Source organism: Nitrospirillum amazonense (genome assembly GCF_007828045.1).
GTDB lineage: Bacteria > Pseudomonadota > Alphaproteobacteria > Azospirillales > Azospirillaceae > Nitrospirillum > Nitrospirillum amazonense_C.
Map to the genome: position 1 here is coordinate 39,558 of NZ_VITN01000011.1, position 20,591 is coordinate 60,148.

Sequence of the window (20,591 nt, forward strand, 5' to 3'; positions counted from 1 at the left end):
GCTGCACTTGAGGGAAATCTGATACATTCACGCCGGCTGCGCCTGTGTCTCCAAGTGCGCCGCCGGCCGGGGCTTCAGCCCGAACCAGGGCCGCAGCGGGTTCACCCGGCGCACCGCCTCATAGACCGCGAGGCAGGTGGCGAAGGTGCCCAGGATCAGCAATGGCGCCTCCAGCCCTTGAGGCAGTCCCGCCTTGGCCAGGTAATGCCCCAGGACGACGGTCGCCGTCTGGTGCACTAGGTAGAAGGGGAACACGGCCGGCACCAGATAGCGCAGGGCGGCGCTGTCGCGGGTCAAATGGCGGGCGCCAAAACCCAGCACGGCGGCGATGGCGGCCCATTGGTCCGCCGCGTAGACGAAGCGCATGACGGCGCGCAAGGCCTCGGGCGGCACGGCGTCGTCGGCGCGGTAGGCCCAGGCGTAGGTGGCGAAGACGGCGTAGGCGGGCAGGGCCACCAGCAGCGCCGGCCAGCGCAGGCGCAGGAAGCCCTGGCGCAGCGTTTCCGACTTCGCCATCAGGAAACCGAACAGGAAGGCGCTGAACGACAGGGCGTGGTCGTACCAGTCGTTGACGATCCAATGCGTCATGGGAAAGCGATCCAACAGGACGTAGCGGATCAGGCCCAGGAACAGGAGGGGCAGCACCAGCAGGCGCCAGCCGTCCAAGGCCCATTCCATGCCGCGCTCCAACCGCTTCAGCAGAGCCCCCGCGACAGCCAGCAGGCCGCATAGCACCAGAGTGTAGGCCAGCAGATATGCCACGAACCACATGTGGTTGTAGGTCGGGGTCGCCAGGCAGTCCGTCCCACGGCACCAGTGGCCGCTGCCGGTGACGTATTTCAGGTAAAAGGCCGCATAGGGCAGGGCCTGATCCGGCACCTTCTCCACGATCTCGAAAAAGCTCTGCGGCGGAACGATGACGAAGATGGCCAGCAGCAGGGGCGGCAGCAGCCGGGCCACCCGGGCACGGGTCAGCGCCCCCACCGCCATCTTGTCGGCCATGACCATCTTGTCCGCCATGAGTCGCGTCGCGGCGCCCGAAACCAGAAACAGCAGCGTCAACCGCCATGGGCTGGTCAGCATCATGATGGGTTCCAGCGCCGGAACCGTGTGGGGGCTTTTCACATGCCAATCCCACGGCACGTAGAACATGCCGACGTGATAGAGGATCAGCAGGAAGAAGGCGATGACGCGGATCCAGTCCAGGTCATACCGGCGCGTCGAGAGGGGGGAAGGGGCGGAAACGGACATCGGCGTCGCATCCTCATGATCAGGCTGGCCGGGGCACCGGCGATGGCGCTACGCTGGCATCCGGCCGCCGGTACCCCCAAGAGGCGAGGGCGCGGGCGGCGGGATAAAGGGCGCGGATGGGGATTGAACGGCGATGTCCACGGTACCAGCGGCGGAAGGGACGGCGCAGGCGGTGATGCTGCCGGGATGGCGGCTGTCGGCGCGCGCCACCTGGGCGCTGGTGTGGCTGGTTTTCTATTTCCTGCCCACCACCATCAACGTGCTGTCGGTCCTGTCAGAGCATAAGCGCGACGGCCGCCCTATCGCCGCTTGGGAACCGATGTGCTGGGAATACTCCAGCGCCCTGGGCGGCCTGGCGGCGCTGCCGCTTGTCTATCTCGGGATCAGGCGGGCGCCGGGCTGGGCGCGGGCGCCGCTGCGCACCTTGGGCCTGCATCTGCTGCTGATGATCGCCTATGGCGTGGTGCACATCAGCCTGATGATGGGCCTTCGTGTCCTCGTGTACGCCCTGGTGGGCGGCCATTATCATAGCGCCGGCAGCTGGGCCGACATCTTCCTCTATGAGTTTCGCAAGGACGCGCTGACGTACCTGATCGCAGCCGCCATCCTGACCATGGGCCGGCAATTGGTGCGGCTGTCGCGCGTGGTCGCGCTGGTGGAGGCGCAGCAGGCCGCCCCCGTTCCAGCGCCGTCGGCCGCGCCGGCCGTGGTGGAACCGCCGGCCCGCCTGGAACTGAAGGTCGGCACCCGCCGGGTATTCGTGGCGCCGGAGGAGATCATTCAGGTCAGCGCCGCCGGCAAATATGTGGAGATCATGACGGCGGAGCGGGTGCACCTGGTGCGCCGCTCCCTGGCCGACATCCAGTCCGACCTGCCGCCCCACCTGTTCGTGCGCGTCCACCGTTCCCGCCTGTTGAACCGCGCCACCATCCAGCGCGTGGACAGCCGTCCCTCCGGCGACCTGGACATCACCCTGACCACCGGCCTGACCGTCACCGCCAGCCGGCGCTACAAGGCGGAGCTGCTGGAGGGGTGAGGGCCGCTAGCCCCGGTCTTCCGGCGCTCCCTTCTTCGCCGGCAAAGGGCAGCGGTCCAATGTGTCGTGCGTCCAGCGCAAATGGGCCGGACGTTCTCCTAGCAGGGCTGGGCAGGCCACATAGCCCCGGCTGCTCACCGCCATTTCCACAATGACCGTGGTTATAGGCGATGCCAAAAACGCGAATACGATCCCCAACAGCGCCACGCCCAAACAAACAACCGGACCGCTGACCCGACCGGCTGAGCGCTTGGCCCGTGTCTTGGTGCGTTTGGCGGGTCCAACCTCCGGCGCGCGGAACAGCGTCATCGCCGCGAATGCGAAGAGGGTTACGGCCAAGGGCAGCCCAATAGCATCCCGGGGCGCCAATGTGATCAACGGGGCGCCAGCACCAATGTCATGAATAAGGGGAAGCAGGCTGAACAGGGCTAGACACAGCACACCGCCGCCGACAACAGCGAAACCCAGAAACACCGGAATCGCCCGAAGCCGTTCCCGCAAGGCGGGGGTTTCCATTACCAATGCGCCAACTCCCATCGTACCCAGTCCGCCTGGCGCGCCAGTTTTGTAGCGATGTCATGCGCGTCCTGTGACAGATCATGAACCATCTTGCTGGTGGCCAACTGATGGAAGCGCTGCTCCGCTTCCTCTCCCAACTGCTGGAAAGCTTGGCTCAATTTCGTCAAGCCTCGGTCATACGCGTCACTGAGCCTGTCTGTCAGATGGAAATACTCGTCAAGCTTATAGAGGCCATAGCCGACCACCACCCCAACCGCCAGGGCCACAAGGAACGGCCCGCAGGCAAAACTGCCAATAACGGCAAGACCTGCCACCGAACTGCCGGCGACATAGCTACCTGCGGCAGCGCCCGCGACCGAAGCAAGCACCACGGAAGGAATATCCACCGTAAGGCTGCCCAGCAACTGCCCCAGCGTCGCGTTGTCGCGCAGGATGTAATCGGCCACATCGACTGCGACCACCAGATAAACACCGAACCGGGCGGATTCCTTGGCCGCCGCGCGAATTCCTGGCTTGCCGATCTGAAGTTCTACAATCTTTGGATTATCAACTTTATATCGAGTGCCGCTCAGAATATTCCGTCCCCCGGGCCACCCCTTAATAGTGACAAGATCACCCGTTTTCCCCTGGGTGAAATACACTCGGGCGCCTTTCCAGGATTTCATGTCCTTGGCCAGCTTATAGATCAGTTTAACGCCGCCAAATGTATCCTTAAAGGGGCCGGTCCATAGTTTTCCCTGTGTCTCATACTCCCTAAGCATCTGATCGGCTTCTGTCGGAGTCAGGTCATGACTGGCGACCTTTTCCTCAAGCCAGAGGCGCAGTGTATTTTTCTCATCGAAAACGAAAAGGCGTTCGGATGAAACAACAGCGGTAGACATCCTTACCCTCCCTTGGAGCCTTTAGGACTCGTGCTCGTGCATGGTGCGAACGAAGTGGCGGCTACGCCGGAACCGTCAAGGCCTGCGGCATTCCGCCCTATCCTTCGGGAAGGGAAACCCACTCCTTCGAGTTAAATCATTGACCAACGGTCCCATTCCCCCGCATGAAGCGGACGATGGCGGTGGTGATGCCGGGGTTGATGGCCAGGCCGGGGTCGGTGTAGGTGGCCAGGTTGGCGGCGCGGTCGTTCAGGGGCGCGTTCTTCATCATGTGGTTCACACCCTCCAGCCGCTCCAGCCGCACGCCCTGGCGGGCCTGGGACAGGCGGACGGCGTCCGACATGTCGATCTGGATGTCGTTGGTTCCCTGCAACACCAGTACGGGCGGGCTGGTGCGGGCCAGTTCCGCCGCCGGATCGATGGTCAGCTCCGAAATCAGGTAGGGCTGTATGCTGGGGCGGAACAGGCTCATCAGGGGCGGCGGCACCTTGGCCACCGGCCGGCCCTGTTCCAGCTGGGTGATGGCGTCCAGCGCCGCCCGTTGTATGTCCAGGGGCAAATCCGTACGCGGCAGTTGCTGGCGCATCATGTCGCCGTACGTGCGTCCGGGGGCGGCCACCAGGATCAGGCCCGACACCGGCGCCTGTTCGGCCAGCAGGATGGCCGTCAGCCCGCCCTCGCTATGGCCCAGCAGGAAGACGGGACCGATGCCGGGCTGGGCGCGCAGGAAGGCCAGCCACTGGCCGGTGTCCTGCACATAGGTGTTCAGCCGCAGGTCCTCCTCCCGCGTCAGGGCGGCCTTGCTGGCGCCCACGCCGCGCTTGTCGATGCGCAGGCTGGCGATGCCCTTCAGGGCCAGGGATTGGGCCAGCTGCCGCAGGGCGTCGGTGCGCAGCGAGGGGCCGTTGCCGTTGCGGTCCACCGGACCGGAGGCGGGCACCATCAGCACGGCGGGGATGGGCCCGGGTGGCGCCGCGTCCGGCATCTGCAGCGTGCCGGCCAAAGGGCCGGGGCCGCCGTTGATCGTGACCTCCTGCTCCATGGCGCCGGCCCGGCCCGTGGTGAGCAAGGCGACCAGCAGCAGAACCCGTTTCCAATGCCGTGCCCGCATCATCCGTCCTCCGCCTACCGTCCGCCATCCCGGCGCGGGACCGGCACCGGGGTCACCAGGCCCAGGTAGAGGTCGCGCATGCGCCGGCCCACCTCGGCCTCGCCGAACTCCGGATCCACCACCCCACGGCTGGCCAGGCCCAAACGGCGGCGCAGGGCCGCGTCCTGCGCCAGGCGGGCCAGCACGGCCGCCAGCGCCACCGGATCGCGGGGCGGGGCCAGCAGGGCGTTGCGTCCCTCCACCGCCACCTCGCGGCTGCCCGGCACGTCGGTCGCCACGATGGCGCGGCCGCAGGCCGCCGCCTCCAGCAGACTCTTGGGCACGCCTTCACCGCCGCGCGAGGCCAGCACGGCGATGCCGGCGCGCGCCCAGACGGTGCGCACGTCGCTGACGGTGCCCAGCCATTCGATGCCGGGCTCCGCCGCCCAGGCGTTCAGGGTCGCTTCAGGGATGGCGGCCGGGCTGTCGGTGTCGGGCGCGCCCGCCAGGATCAGGCGCAGGTCGGTGCCTTGGGCGCGCACGAGACGCACGGCGGCCACCAGATCCTCCACCCCCTTCAGGGTCAGCATGCGCGAGACCTGGGCGCAAGTGACCGGCCCCATGGGTTCCGCCAGTTCCTCATAGTGGGTGAGATCCACGCCAGAGCCGCGGATCAGGCGCGACGCCGGCGACCGTGGCCAACCGGCGGCCAGCAGGGCGGCGTCATCGCCGTTCTGCACCACCAGGGCCTGGCCCCGGTGCCAACCGGCGGCGTTCAGCGCCAGGCGCAGGAAAACCCGGCCCAGGGCAGCCTTGGTTCCCGTGCCCGACAGGCCCAAGCCCAGCCCGGCCAGGGTGGCGACCACCCGGGTGTCGCGCAGGCCGGCCAGGAACAGCGCGAAGCCGCCGAGCACCGTGGGCTTCACCGCGATATGGTGGATGATGGTGGGCCGTTCCCGGCGGTAGAGCCGCGCCAGGCGGCGGATGTCGCCCAGGGCGCTCAAGGGGTTGAAGCTGCCGCGCCGCCAGGGCAGGGGGATGACGCGGAACCCCTCCGCCGCGATGGCCGGCCCATCCTTGGCCACCCGGCAGGCCACGGCGACGTCGAATCCGGCGTCGCGTGCCGCCCGCGCCGTGGGCAGGCGGTGGGACCGGAAATACCAGTCCTCCGTCACGACGAACAGCAAGGTGGGGCGGGGGGCGTCAGGCATGATGACCAAAGCGGCGTCTATCCCAGTAGTCAGGGGCCAGGTAATGGCAGGGAACAGGGGGCGAGTTCTACCGGTTTTCCGACTGCCTGTCGTATACGTCCTATCGGATAAGTGAACCCGTCCCTGGCAGGGCACAGTATCAAGGGGTTGCGGATGCGCCATCTGACCTTGTACCGGGACGACCGCTACTCCGCCTCCTTCCCGGCGGTCGCCACCCTCGCCGATGGCACCGTGGCCGTCGTGTTCCGCCGGGCCCGCGACCAGCGCTGGTTCGCCCGCGCCTTGGGCCTGACCGGCCAGACCGGCCTGATGAGCGTGGATCATGTCGACAGCCGGTCGCAGCTAATGTGAATTCTCACCTGAGACTAATCGGCCAATTCACTGATTTATCTGCAGAATACCCAATCTTAAGAAAGTAGATGAAGATGACCCAGCGCCCGCGTTTCCACCTGGCCTTCCCGGTTCATGACCTGGCCTCCGCCCGCGCCTTCTATGGGGAGCTGCTGGGCTGCCCCGAGGGGCGCAGCTCGCCGGAATGGGTGGATTTCGACCTCTATGGCCATCAGATCGTGGCCCATCTGGTGCCGGGCAAGGCGGCGGCGCCCAGCGACGATCACAACCCGGTGGATGGCCACGAGGTGCCGGTGCCCCACTTCGGCCTGATCCTGGCCTGGGACGACTGGGTCGCCCTGGCCGATCGCCTGCGCGGCGGCGGGCAGGCCTTCGTCATCGAGCCCTATGTCCGCTTCAAGGGCCAGGTGGGGGAGCAAGGCACCATGTTCCTGTACGACCCCAGCGGCAACGCCTTGGAATTCAAGGCGTTTCGTGACGAGTCCCTGATCTTCGCCAAGTAACCGCCCGTAACCGGCGGCGGCCTTTGTTGCTGGGCCAGGGAAAATTGCTACGGTATTGCAACGCTTGCGTTTCTTGGGCTTCCCGGTCCCGCCGCCTCATGGTGTCTTGTCCTCACACGGCCTTTTCTTGAGGTGGGGAGTGACCATGAGACGGACGATGTGGGGGATGCCGGTGATAGCCGCCGCCTTGGCCCTGGGCGGCGGCGCCCTGGCGGCGGAGCCCAAGGAGGTTCGGGCGGCGCTGGACCAGGCGGTTCCAGGCTTGTTGGCCAGCGCCAAGGTACCCAGCGTTTCCATCGCCGAGATCGGGGATGGCAAGGTCACGCTGACGGCGGCCTATGGCGAGCAAAGTCCCGGTGTGCGCGCCACGCCGGCCACGCTGTACAACATCGCCTCGCTGACCAAGCCCATCACGGCGGAAGTGGTGCTGCGCCTGGCCGCGCGGAAGACCGTGTCGCTGGACGCGTCCATGGCCGACTACTGGACCGATCCCGACATCGCCAATGACGACCGCCGGCAGTTGCTGACCCCACGCCTGGCGCTCAGCCACCAGACGGGATTCCCCAACTGGCGCGCGCCGGGCAAGCCGCTGGCCTTCCAGTTCACGCCGGGCACCTCCTACGGCTATTCGGGCGAGGGCTACCAGTACGTCGCCCGCTATGTGGAGAAGAAGACGGGGCAGGATTTCGAGGCCCTGGCCCAGGCCGTCCTGTTCAAGCCGGCGGGCATGAACGACACCGCCAGCGGGCACAAGCCCTGGTTCGATGGCCGCGTCGCCGTGCCCACGGACGCGTCCGGCAAAGCGCTGCAGCCGGGCTACGCCACCACGTACAACGCCGCCGACCTGATCTATACCACCGCCGGCGACTACGCCCGTTTCATCACCAGCGTGATGAAGGACCAGGATGTGACCCCAAGCCTGGCCGCGGACCGCCGCCACATCCAGGTCAGCCAGAGGACGGAGATGTGCGCCGGCGCCAAGGCCGCCACCTGCCCGGCAGAGGCCGGCTTCGGCCTGGGCTGGCAGGTACTGGAGTTCAACGGCGAAACCGTGATGATGCACACCGGCCGGGACGAGGGGGTGGCCACCTTCGCGTGGTACAGCCCGACCACCCGCAAGGGGGCGGTGTTCCTGACCAACAGCGACAACGGCTTCCAACTGGTGCTGCCGGTGTTCGAGACGTTGGGCGCCAGCCCCACCTTCCTGGCCTACCTGCGCGGGCAATCCTGACCGGCATGGGGCCTGAAGTCGGGACTACACCGAAGATTTTCCGGCGGCGGTGTCGGATCCGGGCATACTCGGCCGTCCTGGGGAAGAACCGGTTGCAAACCGGCCGTCCCGCCGCTGGAGGATCACCCATGCTGTACGCCATCCTGTGCTATCACCGCGAAGACGTCGTCGGTTCCTGGACCAAGGAGGAGGATGACGCCGTCATGGCCAAGCTGTCGGTGGTGCATGAGAAGCTGGCGCGCGAGGGCCGCCTGGGCCCCGTGGCCCGGCTGCTGCCCACCACGGCCGCCACCACGCTGCGCAAGGACAGCGACCCGCCGCTGGTGATCGACGGGCCCTTCGCCGAAACCAAGGAGCAGCTGCTGGGCTTCTACCTGGTGGAGGGCGAGACGCTGGAGCAGATCCTGGACACCGCCCGCGAGCTGGGCCGCGCCAACCCGGGCGGCAGCTATGAGATCCGCCCGGTGGGGCTCTACCACCCGGCACCGGCCCCTGTTTCCACCGGGGCATGAGATCATGGCCGAGGCCGCCGACATGGCCTGGATCAACACCGCGCTGACGGCCGCCCGGCCCCAGGCGATGGGTGCCCTGCTGCGCTATTTCCGCGACCTGGACACGGCGGAGGAGGCCTTCCAGGAAGCCTCCCTGCGCGCCCTGAAGGCCTGGCCGCGCAACGGTCCGCCGCGCGATCCCGCCGCCTGGCTGATCTTCGTCGGACGGAACGCCACCCTGGACACCGTGCGCCGCCTGGCGCGCCAGCAGCCCCTGCCGGACGAGGATACGCTGGCCGACGGCGACGGCGGCGAGGGGGATACCGAGGCCGAACTGGCGGAGCGCCTGGACGGCGCCGGCTACCGCGACGACATCCTGCGCCTGCTGTTCATCTGCTGCCCGCCGGACCTGCCGGCCACGCAGCAGATCGCCGTGGCCTTGCGCATCGTCTCCGGCCTCAGCGTGGCGGAGATCGCGCGGGCCTTCCTGGTCAGCGACAGCGCCATGGAACAGCGCATCACCCGGGCCAAGGCGCGCATCACCCGGTCCGGCGTGCCGTTCGAAACCCCCGGCGCGCCGGAGCGGGCGGCGCGGCTGGGCGCCGTCGCCGCCATGCTGTACCTGCTGTTCAACGAGGGCTATTCCGCCGGCGGCGACACGACGGAACGCCGGGCGCCCCTGGCGCATGAGGCCATCCGTCTGGCCCGCCTGCTGCTGCGCCTGTTCCCGTCGGAACCGGAGATCATGGGCCTGCTGGCGCTGATGCTGCTGCAACAGGCGCGATCCGCCGCCCGCTTCGACGGCGAGGGCAACCTGGTGCTGCTGGAGGACCAGGACCGCGGCCGCTGGAACGCCCCGATGATCGCGGAGGGCCTGGCCCTGATCGACAAGGCCATGCGCCACGGCCAGCCCACCCCCTACCTGGTGCAGGCGGCCATCTCCGCCCTGCACGCCCGGGCGGCCACGGCGGCCGAAACGGACTGGACGCAGATCGACCTGCTGTACGCCACACTGGAACACATCCAGCCCTCGCCGGTGGTGACACTGAACCGTTCGGTTGCCACGGCCAAGGTGCGGGGGCCGGCGGCGGCCCTGGCCATGATCGAGCCCTTGGGTGAGCGGCTGGCGGGTTACTTCCACTTCTTCGGGGTGAAGGGCGCCTATCTGACCCAGTTGGGCCGCACGGCCGAGGCGCGGGTGGCCTTCGACCGCGCCATCGCCCTGGCCCATACCCCGGCGGAGGCCGCGCACATCCGCCAGCATCTGGACCGGCTGGTACGCGACGCGGCGCCGACTTGAGAAATAAATTCTCCCCCCTGTCGGGACGGGACCATGGCCCTCGTCCTTGGGACAGGCCCGCGTCCGGCGTGGCCCAACCAGTCACAAACGGGAGAGCACGACCATGTCCGATGCCGTCCAGCCCACGCAGCCCATGCAGCCCATGCAGCAGGGCATCATTCCCCACCTGGTGGTTGGCGATGCCAAGGCGGCGCTGGCCTTCTACGCCCAGGCCCTGGGTGCGGAGGAGGTGTTCCGCATGCCGGCCCAGGACGGCGACCGACTATTGCACGCTGAGATCCGCGTGAACGGCGCCCGCCTGTTCCTGCGTGATGATTTCCCCGAGTACCGGGCGGAGCACGGCGGCACCAGCGCCCCGCCGGGCCTGCTGAAGGGCACCAGCGTGGTGATGCACCTGGAGGTGCCCAACTGCGACGCCGCCATGGAAAGGGCGGTCGCCGCCGGCGCCACGGTCACCATGCCGGCCATCGACGCCTTCTGGGGCGCCCGCTATGGCCAGGTGGCCGATCCCTTCGGCCACCTGTGGAGCTTCGCCCACCCGCTGGGCGCCCCCGGCGAGCCATGCCCGCTGGCCGCCGGCCAGGCGGCTCCCTAAGGCGGCCCGACATCGAACCAACAAAGGAAGGACCCGGCACCATGACCGAAACGCCAGAATTCCGTATTTCCCGCCGCTTCGTCGCCACCCCCTGCCTGCTGTGGTCCGCCTATACGGAGCCGGAGCGGCTGCGCCTGTGGTGGGGGCCCAAGGGCTTCACCTGGGTGCGCGGCGACCTGGACCTGCGGCCCGGCGGGACCTTCTTCTATGGCATGAAGCCGCCGGCGGAGGCCGGCGGTTTCACCATGTGGGGCAAGTGGACCTTCCGCGACATCACGCCGCCCACACCGTCGACGCCCGGCTTGATGTCCTTCCTCGTCTCCTTCACCGACGCCGACGGCACGCCGGTGCGCCATCCCATGAGCCCCACCTGGCCCCTGGAGATGCTGAGCACCACGGCCTTCATCGCGGACAAGGGCGGCACCCGCCTGGACTGCACCGCCGTGCCGGTCAACGCCACGACGGAGGAGGAGGCGACCTTCGCCGCTGGGGCCGAGAGCATGCGCCAGGGATGGAACGGCACGCTGGACCAGTTGGACGACTATCTGGCGCGGGCGCAGCCGGCCGCCTGACGTCCGTTTCACCAACTGGCGACGTCCTGATAGTCGGGGAACCGGTGCGGATGGGCCGGGGTTGTTCGGACGACTTCCCCGCCCATCAAGATAAGGAACGCCGGTCATGGCCGACATCCACGACGCCCGCATCCTGATCCTGGCCGCCAACGGCTTTGAACAATCCGAACTGACCGTCCCCCGGGATGAGTTGCGCAAAGCCGGCGCCAAGGTTGACGTGGCCACCCCGGATGGCAAGCCCATCCGCGGCTGGAACCACACCGACTGGGGTGAGACGGTGGAGGCCGACCTGCGCATCGCCGACACCAAGGTGGAGGATTACCAGGCCGTGGGCGGCCAGATCAATCCCGACCTGCTGCGGGTGAACCCGGACGCCATGCGCCGCGTCACGGGCTTTCTGGACAGTGGCAAGGTGGTGGCCGCCATTTGTCACGGCCCTTGGCTGCTGGTGGAGGCCGACGCCCTGCGCGGCCGCCGCGTCACCTCTTACAAATCCATACGCAAGGACGTCGAGAACGCGGGCGGCGACTGGGTGGACGAAGAGGTTGTGGTGGACAACGGCGTCATCACCAGCCGTTCCCCAGACGACCTGCCGGCCTTCGTCGCCAAGATCATCGAGGAGGTGGGCGAGGGCCGGCACACGCGCTGAGCCCCGCCCGACACCCCAATATGAAAAGGCCGGCCCCGGCAACGGGACCGGCCTTTCGATTTTCAGGCGCCACCGGGGCGACGGTCACCAGGAGTGAGGGACGGCTTAATTCAGCAGGGTTTTCCCCTGCAGGCGGGCCAGCAGGACATGGATCTCGGGCGGCAGGGGCTCGGCAACGGCGTCACAGAACATCTCCCGGATCCGTTCATCCACCGCGTCTTGGACGATGTCGAAGGGGGTGGCATAGGCCGCCGCCGTCGAATATCCCGCCGCCACAATGGGCGTCAGAGCCGGAGTGCGCTGAAACTCAATACTTTTCTGCCGCTTGGTCATGACATCCTTCCCAAAAACCCGGGCCTATGCCCTTCGCACCATGACTAAAGCGGCCAGCGGCGGCTTTGTTCCACGGCGGCAACGGGATAGCCGCCCTTCCCGTGTAAGCCGGCCGGCAGGGGACTGCCGCGATGGGCGTAGGGCAGGGGCCGGCCGGTACCGCAAAATTTCCCTTCCCCTGCTTTGAACAGACTATCCCAGCGTTCATCAAAGCGGCATGCCGGATAATCGGATGGTCATAGTCCATCCGTTAAATAGACCGAATAAATACAGCGATAAACCTAGCGTTCTTCCCGAAATACGGAGAGACGCTGGCGGTGGTGTTTGCTTATAGTGATCTTAGAAGACAGACGAGTTCGGGGGATTACAGAACCCATTATCGCCCGCATCCACATGCGATTTCTTTAAGAAAAATAAAATCGCAGCGGGCTTTCACAAAAAGGTGTGACCCATGCCATCCGCTGAGACATCGCCCACCTTTCGTGACGACTTGGTCAAGCTGATCCCCGCCATGCGGGCCTTTGCACGATCGCTGACCAACAACGCCGCCGACACCGACGACTTGGTGCAGGATGCCATCGTCCGCGCCTGGTCCCATGCGGGCCAATTCACCCCAGGCACCAATTTGCGCGCTTGGCTCTTCACCATCCTGCGCAACCGGTACTACTCCGTCGCCAAACACCAGCAGCGCGAGGTGGGCGACCCGGACGGTGTACATACCGCGCGGCTGACCATCAGCCCCGCGCAGGAATGGGGCATAGCCGGCCGCGAGCTCAAGGCGGCACTGATGAAGCTGCCCGTGGAACAGCGCGAGGCGCTGGTCCTGGTGGGCGGCGCCGGCGCCAGCTACGAGGAGGCGGCCGAGATTTGCGGCTGCGCCCTGGGGACTATCAAAAGCCGCGTGAACCGCGGCCGGGCCCGGCTGGCCGACATCATGGGCATGGACCCGGGCGACACCGGCCTCGGCGCCCCCACGGGCATGGCCACCTCCAGCGCCTGGGATGCCAGCCATCCGGTGAGCAGCCACTGACGTGACGAAGCGAAACCAATCACTTGGCATAAGGATTTAGGTGAAGTGCCTGACAGGAAACCTTGGTCACGGGACGCCAACCAGTGGAAACGCATGTCCACCCAATGGCTGGCGGCCCAGCGATATGCCCCCATCCGCCTGGCCGAGCGCCGTGCGCCTGCCGAACCGGTTGGGGACAGGGCCGGGGAGGGCGGTTGGGCGCCCTCTCCGCGTCCAGCGCGTTCCCTGGAAGCCGTTTCACTAGAGGTCTTGCCCCCCCATCAAGCCTCGGCACCCCCTATCGCCGCCTGACGGACATGCCCACGGCAAGAAGGGCAAAAACAGTCCGTCCTTAACGGAGGATCACCCCATGCTCGGCACCATCCTGCTTGTTGTCCTGGTCCTGTTGCTGCTGGGGGCCATTCCCAGCTGGCCGTACAGCCGCGGCTGGGGCTACGGCCCCAGCGGCCTGTTGAGCATCGTGCTCATTGTCGTCCTGGTGCTGGTTCTGACCGGCAGGGTGTAGCCAGCCGGAGCTATCCTTAAAGGCCTTACAAGGAGACGCATCATGACCGCCGTACATGAGGCCCTTCCGGACATCGACACGCTGCTGGGCGACGTGTCCCGGTATTTCGAGACGCCGCACGACCTGGTCGTCACCGACCGCCTGAGCCGGGCGGAAAAGATCCTGCTGCTGCGCCATTGGGAACATGACCTGCAGCTGCTGATGGTGGCGAGCGAGGAGAACATGACCACCGACCTGCCGCCGACGACCGCCCATCAATTGTCCGAGGTTAAGTCGGCCCTGGTGGCGCTGGGCAACGTGTCCGTACCGTCAGGGCCGGCCAAGGTGGGCTGACACCACCTTATCAAGGACCTCATCAAGGAAAGATCAGTCCCATGGCCAACCGCAATGAAGGCGAGGGCAACCGCACCGCGACCCGTGCCTACGACAAGCACGCCCGCGATTTCGTGGCGACGGGCCAGGTGGCGGAAAAGGCCCGCGAGGCGGCCGATGCCCTCGATGGCCCTGAAGGCCAAGACCTGGAACGGGCCGAGGCGCGCGGCAAAGCCCACGCCCGGGAAGAAGACAGGCTGCCGCGCCCCAGCGCTTCCAAGGACGACGGCAAACACTGACGGTGCCAGCCCTGCGAGCGAAGAAGGACGCCGGTCATGCGGGCCGGCGCCCTTGGCTAACCGGAAGACTGATAGTTCTACTTTGCACAGGCCTGACATTTTAACTTTGCCTACACAGGGAAAACCGATAAGGAAGATTATGGAAATAAATAGCTAAGCCGGCTGGCTGCCGGCTTGCATCAATTTGCACTCATTTATTCGACACCGCCCGGCCAAGGCGTCGACAATGCCCCGGGATCAATCCGGGGATGAAATCATGTTGACCGTCGTACCGGGGCCCGTCACCGCTTGCGCGCGGCGCCGGGATGAGATTACCACCTTGCTGCGCAACGCCTTGGCCCTCCTGGACAATGACGGCGCCGCCGCGGCCACCTGCCTGCAGCGGGCGGCCGACATGCTGCGCGACCTGACGGTCGATGCGCCGCCGCTCACGGGCGGACTGGTACCTTGGCAGGTGCGCCGGGTCGAAACGTATATCCATGACCATTTGGCGGCGCCCATCCGCATCCGTGACGTGGCGGTGCTGGTCCGCCTCAGCACCAGCTATTTCTCACGCGCCTTCCGCATCAGCTTCGGTATGCCTTTCACCCAATATGTCATCCATCGGCGCATGGAGCAGGCCAGGCACCTGATGACGACCACGGCGGAGCCGCTTTCCCACATCGCGCTAACCTGCGGCTTGGCCGACCAGGCGCACCTCACGCGGCTGTTCCGGCAGACCATGGGGGTGACACCGGCAGCTTGGCGGCGACGCATGCAGCAGGAATACCCTGATCAGCGCGCCCGTTCGCGGGGCGACACGGCGGCCACCGGCGAGCCGCAGGCCGCCTGACGGGCCCATCCGGCGTCGGCAAAATAATCACGAGGGGTCCGGGGCCCATGGTGCTATAGAGGCGCCATCACCCCCTTAGGACCGCCCCCATGGATTCCGTCGAACAGCGCCTTATCGACCTGGAGATGCGCATCACCCACCATGAACGCATGGCGGAGGAACTGTCGCAGGTGGTGGCGGACCAGGGCCAGATGATCGACATGCTGACCGCCCGCGTGCGCCGGCTGCTGGCCCGTCTGCAGGAAGCGGAGGGCGGCTGGCGCCCCTCCCCCCAGGATGAAAAGCCGCCGCCGCATTACTAGGGGGGTGTTATACCAGCGGCGCGCCCCCCACATCCGGGGCATGTCGCCACCGACTGAGGGAACGTGCCCCATGACCGCCTGGCCCGACCGCCGCATCCTGGACCTGTTCGGTATCGACCATCCCATCCTGCAGGCGCCCATGGCCAACGCCAGCACGCCGGCCATGGCGATGGCGGTTAGTGCGGCGGGCGGGCTGGGGGCCCTGCCCGGCGCCCAATACACCCTGGACGGCCTGAAGGCCGCGGTGGCCGAGGTGCGGCATGGCACCAGCCGGCCCTTCAACCTCAACTTCTTCTGCCACACCCCGCCGGTGCCGGACCCGGCCCGCCTGATGGCCTGGCGCGCCCGGCTGGCGCCCTATTATGTCGAGTTGGGCCTTGATCCCGCCGACACGCCTCCGGTCGGCGGCCGCACCCCCTTCGACGCCGATTTCTGCGCCCTGATCGAGGAGGTGAAGCCGGCGGTGGTCAGCTTCCATTTCGGCCTGCCCGGCAAGCTGCTGGTGGAGCGGGTGAAGGCCACCGGCGCCAAGGTCATTGCCTCGGCCACCACGGTGGCGGAGGCGCGCTGGCTGGAACATCACGGCGTCGACGCCGTCATCGCCATGGGGCTGGAGGCCGGCGGCCACCGGGGCAACTTCCTGTCGGACGACATGGCGACGCAAGTCGGCACCTTCGCCCTGGTGCCTCAGGTGGTGGACGCCGTCTCGGTCCCCGTCATCGCCACCGGCGGCATCGCGGACGCGCGCGGCATCGTGGCCGCCCTGGCCCTGGGCGCCTCCGCCGTGCAGATCGGCACCGCCTACCTGTTCTGTCCCGAGATCAAGATACCCGAGGTGCACCGCCAGGCGCTGGAGAGCGCCACGGATGACGGCACCGCCCTGACCAACCTGTTCACCGGCCGCCCCGCGCGCGGCATCGTCAACCGGCTGATGCGCGAGATCGGCCCCCTGTCCGACGCGCCCCCCGCCTTCCCAACCGCCGGCGGCGCCCTCGCCCCCTTGCGCGCCAAGGCGGAAGCGGCCGGATCCGGCGATTTCACCAACCAGTGGGCCGGCCAGGCGGCGCGCCTGGGCCGCGCCCTGTCCGCCGGCGACCTGACGCGGGCGCTGGCGGCGGAGGCGCTGGCCCGCCTGGGCGCCCACCAGATCAGCGGCCGGTAACCGTCACCGGCACGTCAGGACGTGGTCCTGGTTGATCTTGCAGGGGTGGAGCAGGCTGCCCAGGTAGCGCTGATCCCGTGTCGTGCCGGTGTTCATTTCCGGCAGGCGCAAGTATTTGTCCTCCTTATCCGCGCCCAGATACGTTTCCATGTGATTGAACCGCCAGGTCTCCGCCTGCTCCCGCAGGAACTGCTCCTGTTCCAGCGGGTCGGGCAGGACGAAATGCGGCGCCTGGATGATGAATTCGGGGGTGGACGGTTCCGGCGGCCTGGAGACCGGCGCCGGCTGCGGGCCGGCCTTGGGCACCGCGGGCGTCAGGGTGATCTGCGGCGGGGGTGCCAGCGGGAGCCCAAACGGGGGCCCAAACGGGGGCCCAGGTGAAGGCCCAGGTGGGGCCACTGACGGCTGAGATTGCGCCAGGACGGGGTCCGCCATGAACGGCAGCAGGACAACCGCGAGATACCGCCACCGCGCACGCCGCATGCCCCGCCCCATCCGCCACCCATTCTTGTGGCCAGTGAACCATGGCGGCCGGGCCTGCACAACCGATGCCACACCACCCGAAAAGAAAACGCGCGCCGTACGGGTGCCGGCGCGCGTCAGGAGGTGGAGCACAATTGAAGGGTCTCATGAGGCCGGGGGAAAGAACCGGGGCGCCGCCTCACCCGCGCCCCAGCTTTTAAAAAGCGCTCAGTATTTGAAGGAGAAGCCGGCCTCATAGATGCGGCCGGTGCAGTTGTAGTAGTTCAGGCGGTTGACCGAGCCGACGTACTGGTCATTGCACTCGTTCGTCAGGTTGATGGCATTGAACATGAAGGTCAGGCGCTCATTGACGGCGTAGGAGGACGCGAAGTCCACGTTCATGGTGGAGTTGGTGCCTTCCACGTCGTTGCCATTGCGGCCCGGCACCTGGGTCAGGTAGCCGCTGCGGTAGGCGGCGGAGATGCGGGCGCTGAACACCTTATCGTCATAATACAGCGTGCCGTTGTAGGCATTCTTCGACAGGCCCACCAGGTCGGCCAGGGTGGTGGTGGTCGAGGTCGCCGCCAGCAGGTAATTGATGCGGCTTTGCACGTAGGTGTAGTTCAGCAGGATGCCGAAATTGCTCCAGAAGTCCGGCAGGAAGCTGAACGGCTGCTGGAAGTTCACCTCCAGGCCCTTCAGGTCTCCGCCTTTCGTGTTCACCGGCGTGCTGAAGGTGAACACCTCGCTGCCGGTCAGGCCCGTGCCGTTCAACAGGCTGAGCGGCAGGCCGGAGCTGTTGTAGACCTTGTTTTCGCTCAAGGTCTGTACGTAGCTGTTGATGTCCTTGTAGAACAGGCCCAGCGAGATCAGGGCGCCCGGCTGGTAGTAGTATTCGAAGGACAGGTCGGCGGTATTGGCGCGGATGGGCTTCAGGTAGGGGTTGCCGGAGGTCACCGTGCGGTTGGTGCCGGCCACGTTGACGCTGCCGCCCGGGTTCAAGCCGCTGAGGTCGTTGCGCACCATGACCTTGGCCAACGCCGCCCGGATCAGGAAATCATCCGTGACCTCGCCCACCAGGTTCATCGACGGCAACACGTCATGATAATCGGTGCCGACGGTCACCCACGTGGGCGTGCTGCCCACCGCCTGGTAGCCGGAGGAACTCTGGTCGGTGGTGACGAAGCGTACGCCGATGTCGCCGCGGATGGGCAGGCCCAGCCGGTCGGTCTTGAAATTGGCCTGGGCGTAGCCGCCGTAGTCCTTTTCCTCCACCGCGTAATTGCTGCCCAGCGAGCCGGTGCCCGTCTGGCTGACGGAGAAGGTGCCAGTCTTGCTGTAGATGTTCAGCGCGTTGGCGAAGGCGTCGATGTCGGCCACCAGCCAGTTGCCGGGCGTGCCCGCCGGGGCGAAGCCGCCCACGCCGCCGCCGATCTTGGTCAGGCTGGCCAGGCTCACGCCGGCCGGCAGATTGGGGACCGCGATTTCCGAGGCGCGGGTCTTGTTGTAGGTGGAGAAGGTGAAGTCCTTGAATTGGAAGCCAGCCTTCAGCGTCAGCTCGTTGCTGATGTCGTATTCGAAGTCCAGGTCGCCGTTGCCGTAGGTGTTCTGGGTGCCGTTGGGGCGCAGGCGGATGTTGGACAGGCCGTTCACCAGCTTCCAGTTCGCCGGGTCGGTGACGTCGAAACCGTAGGACAGCACCGGCAGGCGGCTGTTGGCGCGATAGTCGTAGGAGTAGCCGTTGCTGCCGGTGCGATCCAGGGTGATGGTCGTCTGCACCGGGTTGTTGAAGGCGGAGACGGAGTAGCCGCCCAGCGCGTTCATGCGGAAGCTGGGGGAGAAGCTGTGCTTGATGTTCAGGGTTTCCTGGCCGAACTGCGTGCTGAGCACGTCGTAGCGCGCCTCAGACCGGATGCCGACATTGTTGAAGGTGCCGGCGATCAGGTTGCCGTTGGCGTCGAGGGTACCGGAGGCGATCTGCATGACCGGCTTGCCGGTGACGATGCTGCCCACCGTGGTGCGCGCCTGGCTGAAGCTGATGGCCTCCAGGTCGTTTTCCGAACGGGTGCCCCACAGGTCGGAGAACACGCCGTCCAGGCTGATCTCGGTATCCTCATCCGGCTTCCATTGCAGCGAGGTCACCAGGCCGGCGCGGCTCTGGTTGTAGTCATAGACGCTGTAGCGCGGGATGCGCGGCATGAAGACGTTGGGGCCGTTGACCGCGGACAGTGCGGTGGGCGCCGTGACACCGCCGTTGTAGCTGCCCGAGGCGTTGGAGGCGTTGGACGCCCAGCGCGTGGTTTCGGAGCTGAGCTGCTGCGTGTCACGCTTGGAATAGGAAAAGCCCACCAGGAAACCCAGCTTGCCGTCGGCGAAGGTATCGCTGACCAGCACGGCGCCGTTGGGCTCCTTGCTCTTGTTCTGGTCGTTGTAGGTGGCCTTGCCATTGATGGCCAGCTTGAAGCCACCGAAGTCCAGCGGGTGGGGCGTGGACAGATCCACGCCGGCGCCCAGCGAGCCCTCTTCCTGGTCCGCCGACTGCGTCTTGTGGACGGTCAGGTTGCTGAACAGGTCGGAACCGAAGACGTTGAAGTCGAAGGCGCGGGAGCGGTTGTTGCCACCCTGGGCATCGGAACTGCCGGTGGTGGCGATGGCGTCCATGCCGTTGATGCGCACGCGGGTGAAGGCCGGGCCCAGGCCGCGCACGGATATCTGCCGCCCCTCACCCGCGTCGCGGGTGATGGCGATGCCGGGGATGCGTTGCAGGGATTCGGCCAAGTTCTTGTCCGGGAACTTGGCGATGTCTTCCGCCACGATGCTGTCGACCACGCCAGAGCTTTCACGCTTGGCCTGCAGGGCGACGTTCAGGCTGCGGCGGAAACCGGAGACGATGATTTCCTCCAGCCCATCGCCGCCGCCGGGGGCCGCCGCCTCGCCCTGAGGCGCGGTGGCCTGGCTGGCCTGGTCGGCCGGCGCGCCCGTCTGGGTCGCACCCTGGTCGGCTGGCGCCGAGGGCTGCGCCGCCGCCTGGCCGGCGGCATGGGCCGCGCCGGTTCCCCCCGCTGCCAAGGCCAGCAGCAACGCCACCTGGGACACGCGGGTGGACAATGTGTGGCGCCGCGTCCGGCTCACGCTCTTGAGCATTTGACGTAATCCTCCGTTCAACCTTGTTGTTTTGCTTTGCCGGCCCGTGTGCCCGGGGAAGCACCAGCCGGTTGTTCCCCCGGCCCGGAGTGTTCCCAGAAAAACCAGACGTTGTCGCCTGGTCATGCCACCCGTCCGACCTCCCCGTCCGTCCGGCCCGTTATTGGGACCGGTGTCATTTTTAATCCGCAAATAACGGCTGGCTGTGGGCCAGGCATCAACGAGGGCCTTCAGGCGGCGTCAGCGCCGCGCCAGCGGCCCTGGCGTCCCCGGATGCCCAGATGGTGCGTTTCGAAAAGTTGATCGGGCGCGGCAGCCGCCGACGGCGCCCCAGCCCATGCCTCTGCGTGATGGCATTCCCACACCCTCCCATTATGTCGGCGTCTTTAGGGCCTGTTTGGCCATCGCCGTTGTTCCTAAAATGACACCGGTTACCGACCGATGCAAGCACCAAGAGTTGTTCGCGACGCCGTCTTGCTCCCGTGGGGCCGTTCCTGGCGAAACTGTCAGGGAATGCGCCGTTTTTACCG

General features: G+C 66.8%; 24 protein-coding genes. 16 read left to right on the top strand and 8 right to left on the bottom strand.

Features of this window, described 5'->3' with window-relative positions:
* Positions 1–27 precede the first annotated feature (27 nt).
* The gene (locus FBZ89_RS17425; RefSeq protein ID WP_145751160.1) at positions 28–1,251 is read right to left on the bottom strand and encodes an acyltransferase family protein; all 1,224 of its coding nucleotides are present in this window, start codon (positions 1,249–1,251) and stop codon (positions 28–30) included.
* 133 nt (positions 1,252–1,384) lie between these two features.
* Here FBZ89_RS17425 and FBZ89_RS17430 point away from each other — a divergent pair, with 133 nt between their 5' ends.
* On the top strand, positions 1,385–2,287 hold the full coding sequence (locus tag FBZ89_RS17430) for a LytTR family DNA-binding domain-containing protein (RefSeq protein WP_145751161.1): 903 nt from the start codon (positions 1,385–1,387) through the stop codon (positions 2,285–2,287).
* A 6-nt stretch (positions 2,288–2,293) separates the two neighbouring features.
* On the opposite strand, the gene FBZ89_RS17435 is transcribed toward FBZ89_RS17430, so the two are convergent.
* The 4 genes from FBZ89_RS17435 to FBZ89_RS17450 form a co-directional block, all read right to left on the bottom strand.
* On the bottom strand, positions 2,294–2,803 hold the full coding sequence (locus FBZ89_RS17435) for a hypothetical protein (RefSeq protein WP_145751162.1): 510 nt from the start codon (positions 2,801–2,803) through the stop codon (positions 2,294–2,296).
* A complete protein-coding gene (locus FBZ89_RS17440) occupies positions 2,803–3,687 on the bottom strand; it encodes a hypothetical protein (protein WP_145751163.1) in 885 nt (294 codons plus the stop codon). Before FBZ89_RS17440 ends, FBZ89_RS17435 begins: the two co-directional genes overlap by 1 nt.
* Positions 3,688–3,823: 136 nt before the next feature.
* The gene (locus tag FBZ89_RS17445; RefSeq protein ID WP_145751164.1) at positions 3,824–4,801 is read right to left on the bottom strand and encodes an alpha/beta hydrolase; all 978 of its coding nucleotides are present in this window, start codon (positions 4,799–4,801) and stop codon (positions 3,824–3,826) included.
* A gap of 11 nt (positions 4,802–4,812) precedes the next feature.
* A complete protein-coding gene (locus FBZ89_RS17450; RefSeq protein ID WP_145751165.1) occupies positions 4,813–5,988 on the bottom strand; it encodes a glycosyltransferase family 4 protein in 1,176 nt (391 codons plus the stop codon).
* Between the two features lie 153 nt (positions 5,989–6,141).
* Here FBZ89_RS17450 and FBZ89_RS17455 point away from each other — a divergent pair, with 153 nt between their 5' ends.
* The 8 genes from FBZ89_RS17455 (at position 6,142) to FBZ89_RS17490 (ending at position 11,680) form a co-directional block, all read left to right on the top strand.
* Positions 6,142–6,339: a hypothetical protein gene (locus FBZ89_RS17455; RefSeq protein ID WP_145751166.1), complete on the top strand. Its 198-nt coding sequence runs from the start codon at positions 6,142–6,144 to the stop codon at positions 6,337–6,339.
* Between the two features lie 74 nt (positions 6,340–6,413).
* A complete protein-coding gene (locus FBZ89_RS17460) occupies positions 6,414–6,842 on the top strand; it encodes a VOC family protein (protein ID WP_186457415.1) in 429 nt (142 codons plus the stop codon).
* A 145-nt stretch (positions 6,843–6,987) separates the two neighbouring features.
* A complete protein-coding gene (locus FBZ89_RS17465) occupies positions 6,988–8,073 on the top strand; it encodes a serine hydrolase domain-containing protein (protein WP_211115272.1) in 1,086 nt (361 codons plus the stop codon).
* A gap of 128 nt (positions 8,074–8,201) precedes the next feature.
* Positions 8,202–8,585, top strand: coding sequence for a YciI family protein (locus FBZ89_RS17470; RefSeq protein ID WP_145751168.1), 384 nt, complete (start codon positions 8,202–8,204; stop codon positions 8,583–8,585).
* 4 nt (positions 8,586–8,589) lie between these two features.
* Positions 8,590–9,864 carry an RNA polymerase sigma factor gene (locus tag FBZ89_RS17475; RefSeq protein WP_145751169.1) on the top strand — a complete coding sequence of 425 codons (1,275 nt, stop codon included), beginning with the start codon at positions 8,590–8,592 and terminating at the stop codon, positions 9,862–9,864.
* A gap of 103 nt (positions 9,865–9,967) precedes the next feature.
* The gene (locus tag FBZ89_RS17480; RefSeq protein ID WP_145751170.1) at positions 9,968–10,459 is read left to right on the top strand and encodes a VOC family protein; all 492 of its coding nucleotides are present in this window, start codon (positions 9,968–9,970) and stop codon (positions 10,457–10,459) included.
* A gap of 41 nt (positions 10,460–10,500) precedes the next feature.
* Positions 10,501–11,031, top strand: a complete 531-nt coding sequence (locus tag FBZ89_RS17485) for an SRPBCC family protein (protein ID WP_145751171.1) — start codon at positions 10,501–10,503, stop codon at positions 11,029–11,031.
* A gap of 106 nt (positions 11,032–11,137) precedes the next feature.
* Positions 11,138–11,680, top strand: a complete 543-nt coding sequence (locus FBZ89_RS17490) for a type 1 glutamine amidotransferase domain-containing protein (RefSeq protein WP_145751172.1) — start codon at positions 11,138–11,140, stop codon at positions 11,678–11,680.
* A gap of 105 nt (positions 11,681–11,785) precedes the next feature.
* Here FBZ89_RS17490 and FBZ89_RS17495 read toward each other — a convergent pair whose 3' ends face one another.
* Complete coding sequence (locus FBZ89_RS17495; protein WP_145751173.1) at positions 11,786–12,013, bottom strand: hypothetical protein; 228 nt, start codon at positions 12,011–12,013, stop codon at positions 11,786–11,788.
* Positions 12,014–12,464: 451 nt separating this feature from the next.
* On the opposite strand from FBZ89_RS17495, the gene FBZ89_RS17500 reads away from it, so the two are divergent.
* The 7 genes from FBZ89_RS17500 (at position 12,465) to FBZ89_RS17530 (ending at position 16,455) form a co-directional block, all read left to right on the top strand.
* Complete coding sequence (locus FBZ89_RS17500) at positions 12,465–13,043, top strand: sigma-70 family RNA polymerase sigma factor (RefSeq protein WP_145751174.1); 579 nt, start codon at positions 12,465–12,467, stop codon at positions 13,041–13,043.
* A gap of 349 nt (positions 13,044–13,392) precedes the next feature.
* Entirely contained in the window at positions 13,393–13,548 is a 156-nt protein-coding gene (locus FBZ89_RS17505) for a DUF3309 family protein (RefSeq protein WP_004274473.1), read from the top strand.
* Positions 13,549–13,590: 42 nt separating this feature from the next.
* Positions 13,591–13,881, top strand: a complete 291-nt coding sequence (locus tag FBZ89_RS17510; protein WP_145751175.1) for a hypothetical protein — start codon at positions 13,591–13,593, stop codon at positions 13,879–13,881.
* Positions 13,882–13,922: 41 nt separating this feature from the next.
* Complete coding sequence (locus FBZ89_RS17515) at positions 13,923–14,159, top strand: hypothetical protein (RefSeq protein ID WP_145751176.1); 237 nt, start codon at positions 13,923–13,925, stop codon at positions 14,157–14,159.
* A gap of 256 nt (positions 14,160–14,415) precedes the next feature.
* The gene (locus tag FBZ89_RS17520; protein WP_186457416.1) at positions 14,416–14,991 is read left to right on the top strand and encodes a helix-turn-helix transcriptional regulator; all 576 of its coding nucleotides are present in this window, start codon (positions 14,416–14,418) and stop codon (positions 14,989–14,991) included.
* An 89-nt stretch (positions 14,992–15,080) separates the two neighbouring features.
* Entirely contained in the window at positions 15,081–15,293 is a 213-nt protein-coding gene (locus tag FBZ89_RS17525; protein ID WP_004274585.1) for a SlyX family protein, read from the top strand.
* 70 nt (positions 15,294–15,363) lie between these two features.
* A complete protein-coding gene (locus tag FBZ89_RS17530) occupies positions 15,364–16,455 on the top strand; it encodes an NAD(P)H-dependent flavin oxidoreductase (protein WP_145751178.1) in 1,092 nt (363 codons plus the stop codon).
* 3 nt (positions 16,456–16,458) lie between these two features.
* On the opposite strand, the gene FBZ89_RS17535 is transcribed toward FBZ89_RS17530, so the two are convergent.
* A complete protein-coding gene (locus FBZ89_RS17535; RefSeq protein WP_145751179.1) occupies positions 16,459–16,761 on the bottom strand; it encodes a hypothetical protein in 303 nt (100 codons plus the stop codon).
* Between the two features lie 384 nt (positions 16,762–17,145).
* A complete protein-coding gene (locus tag FBZ89_RS17540; RefSeq protein ID WP_145751180.1) occupies positions 17,146–20,061 on the bottom strand; it encodes a TonB-dependent receptor in 2,916 nt (971 codons plus the stop codon).
* Between the last annotated feature and the right edge of the window lie 530 nt (positions 20,062–20,591).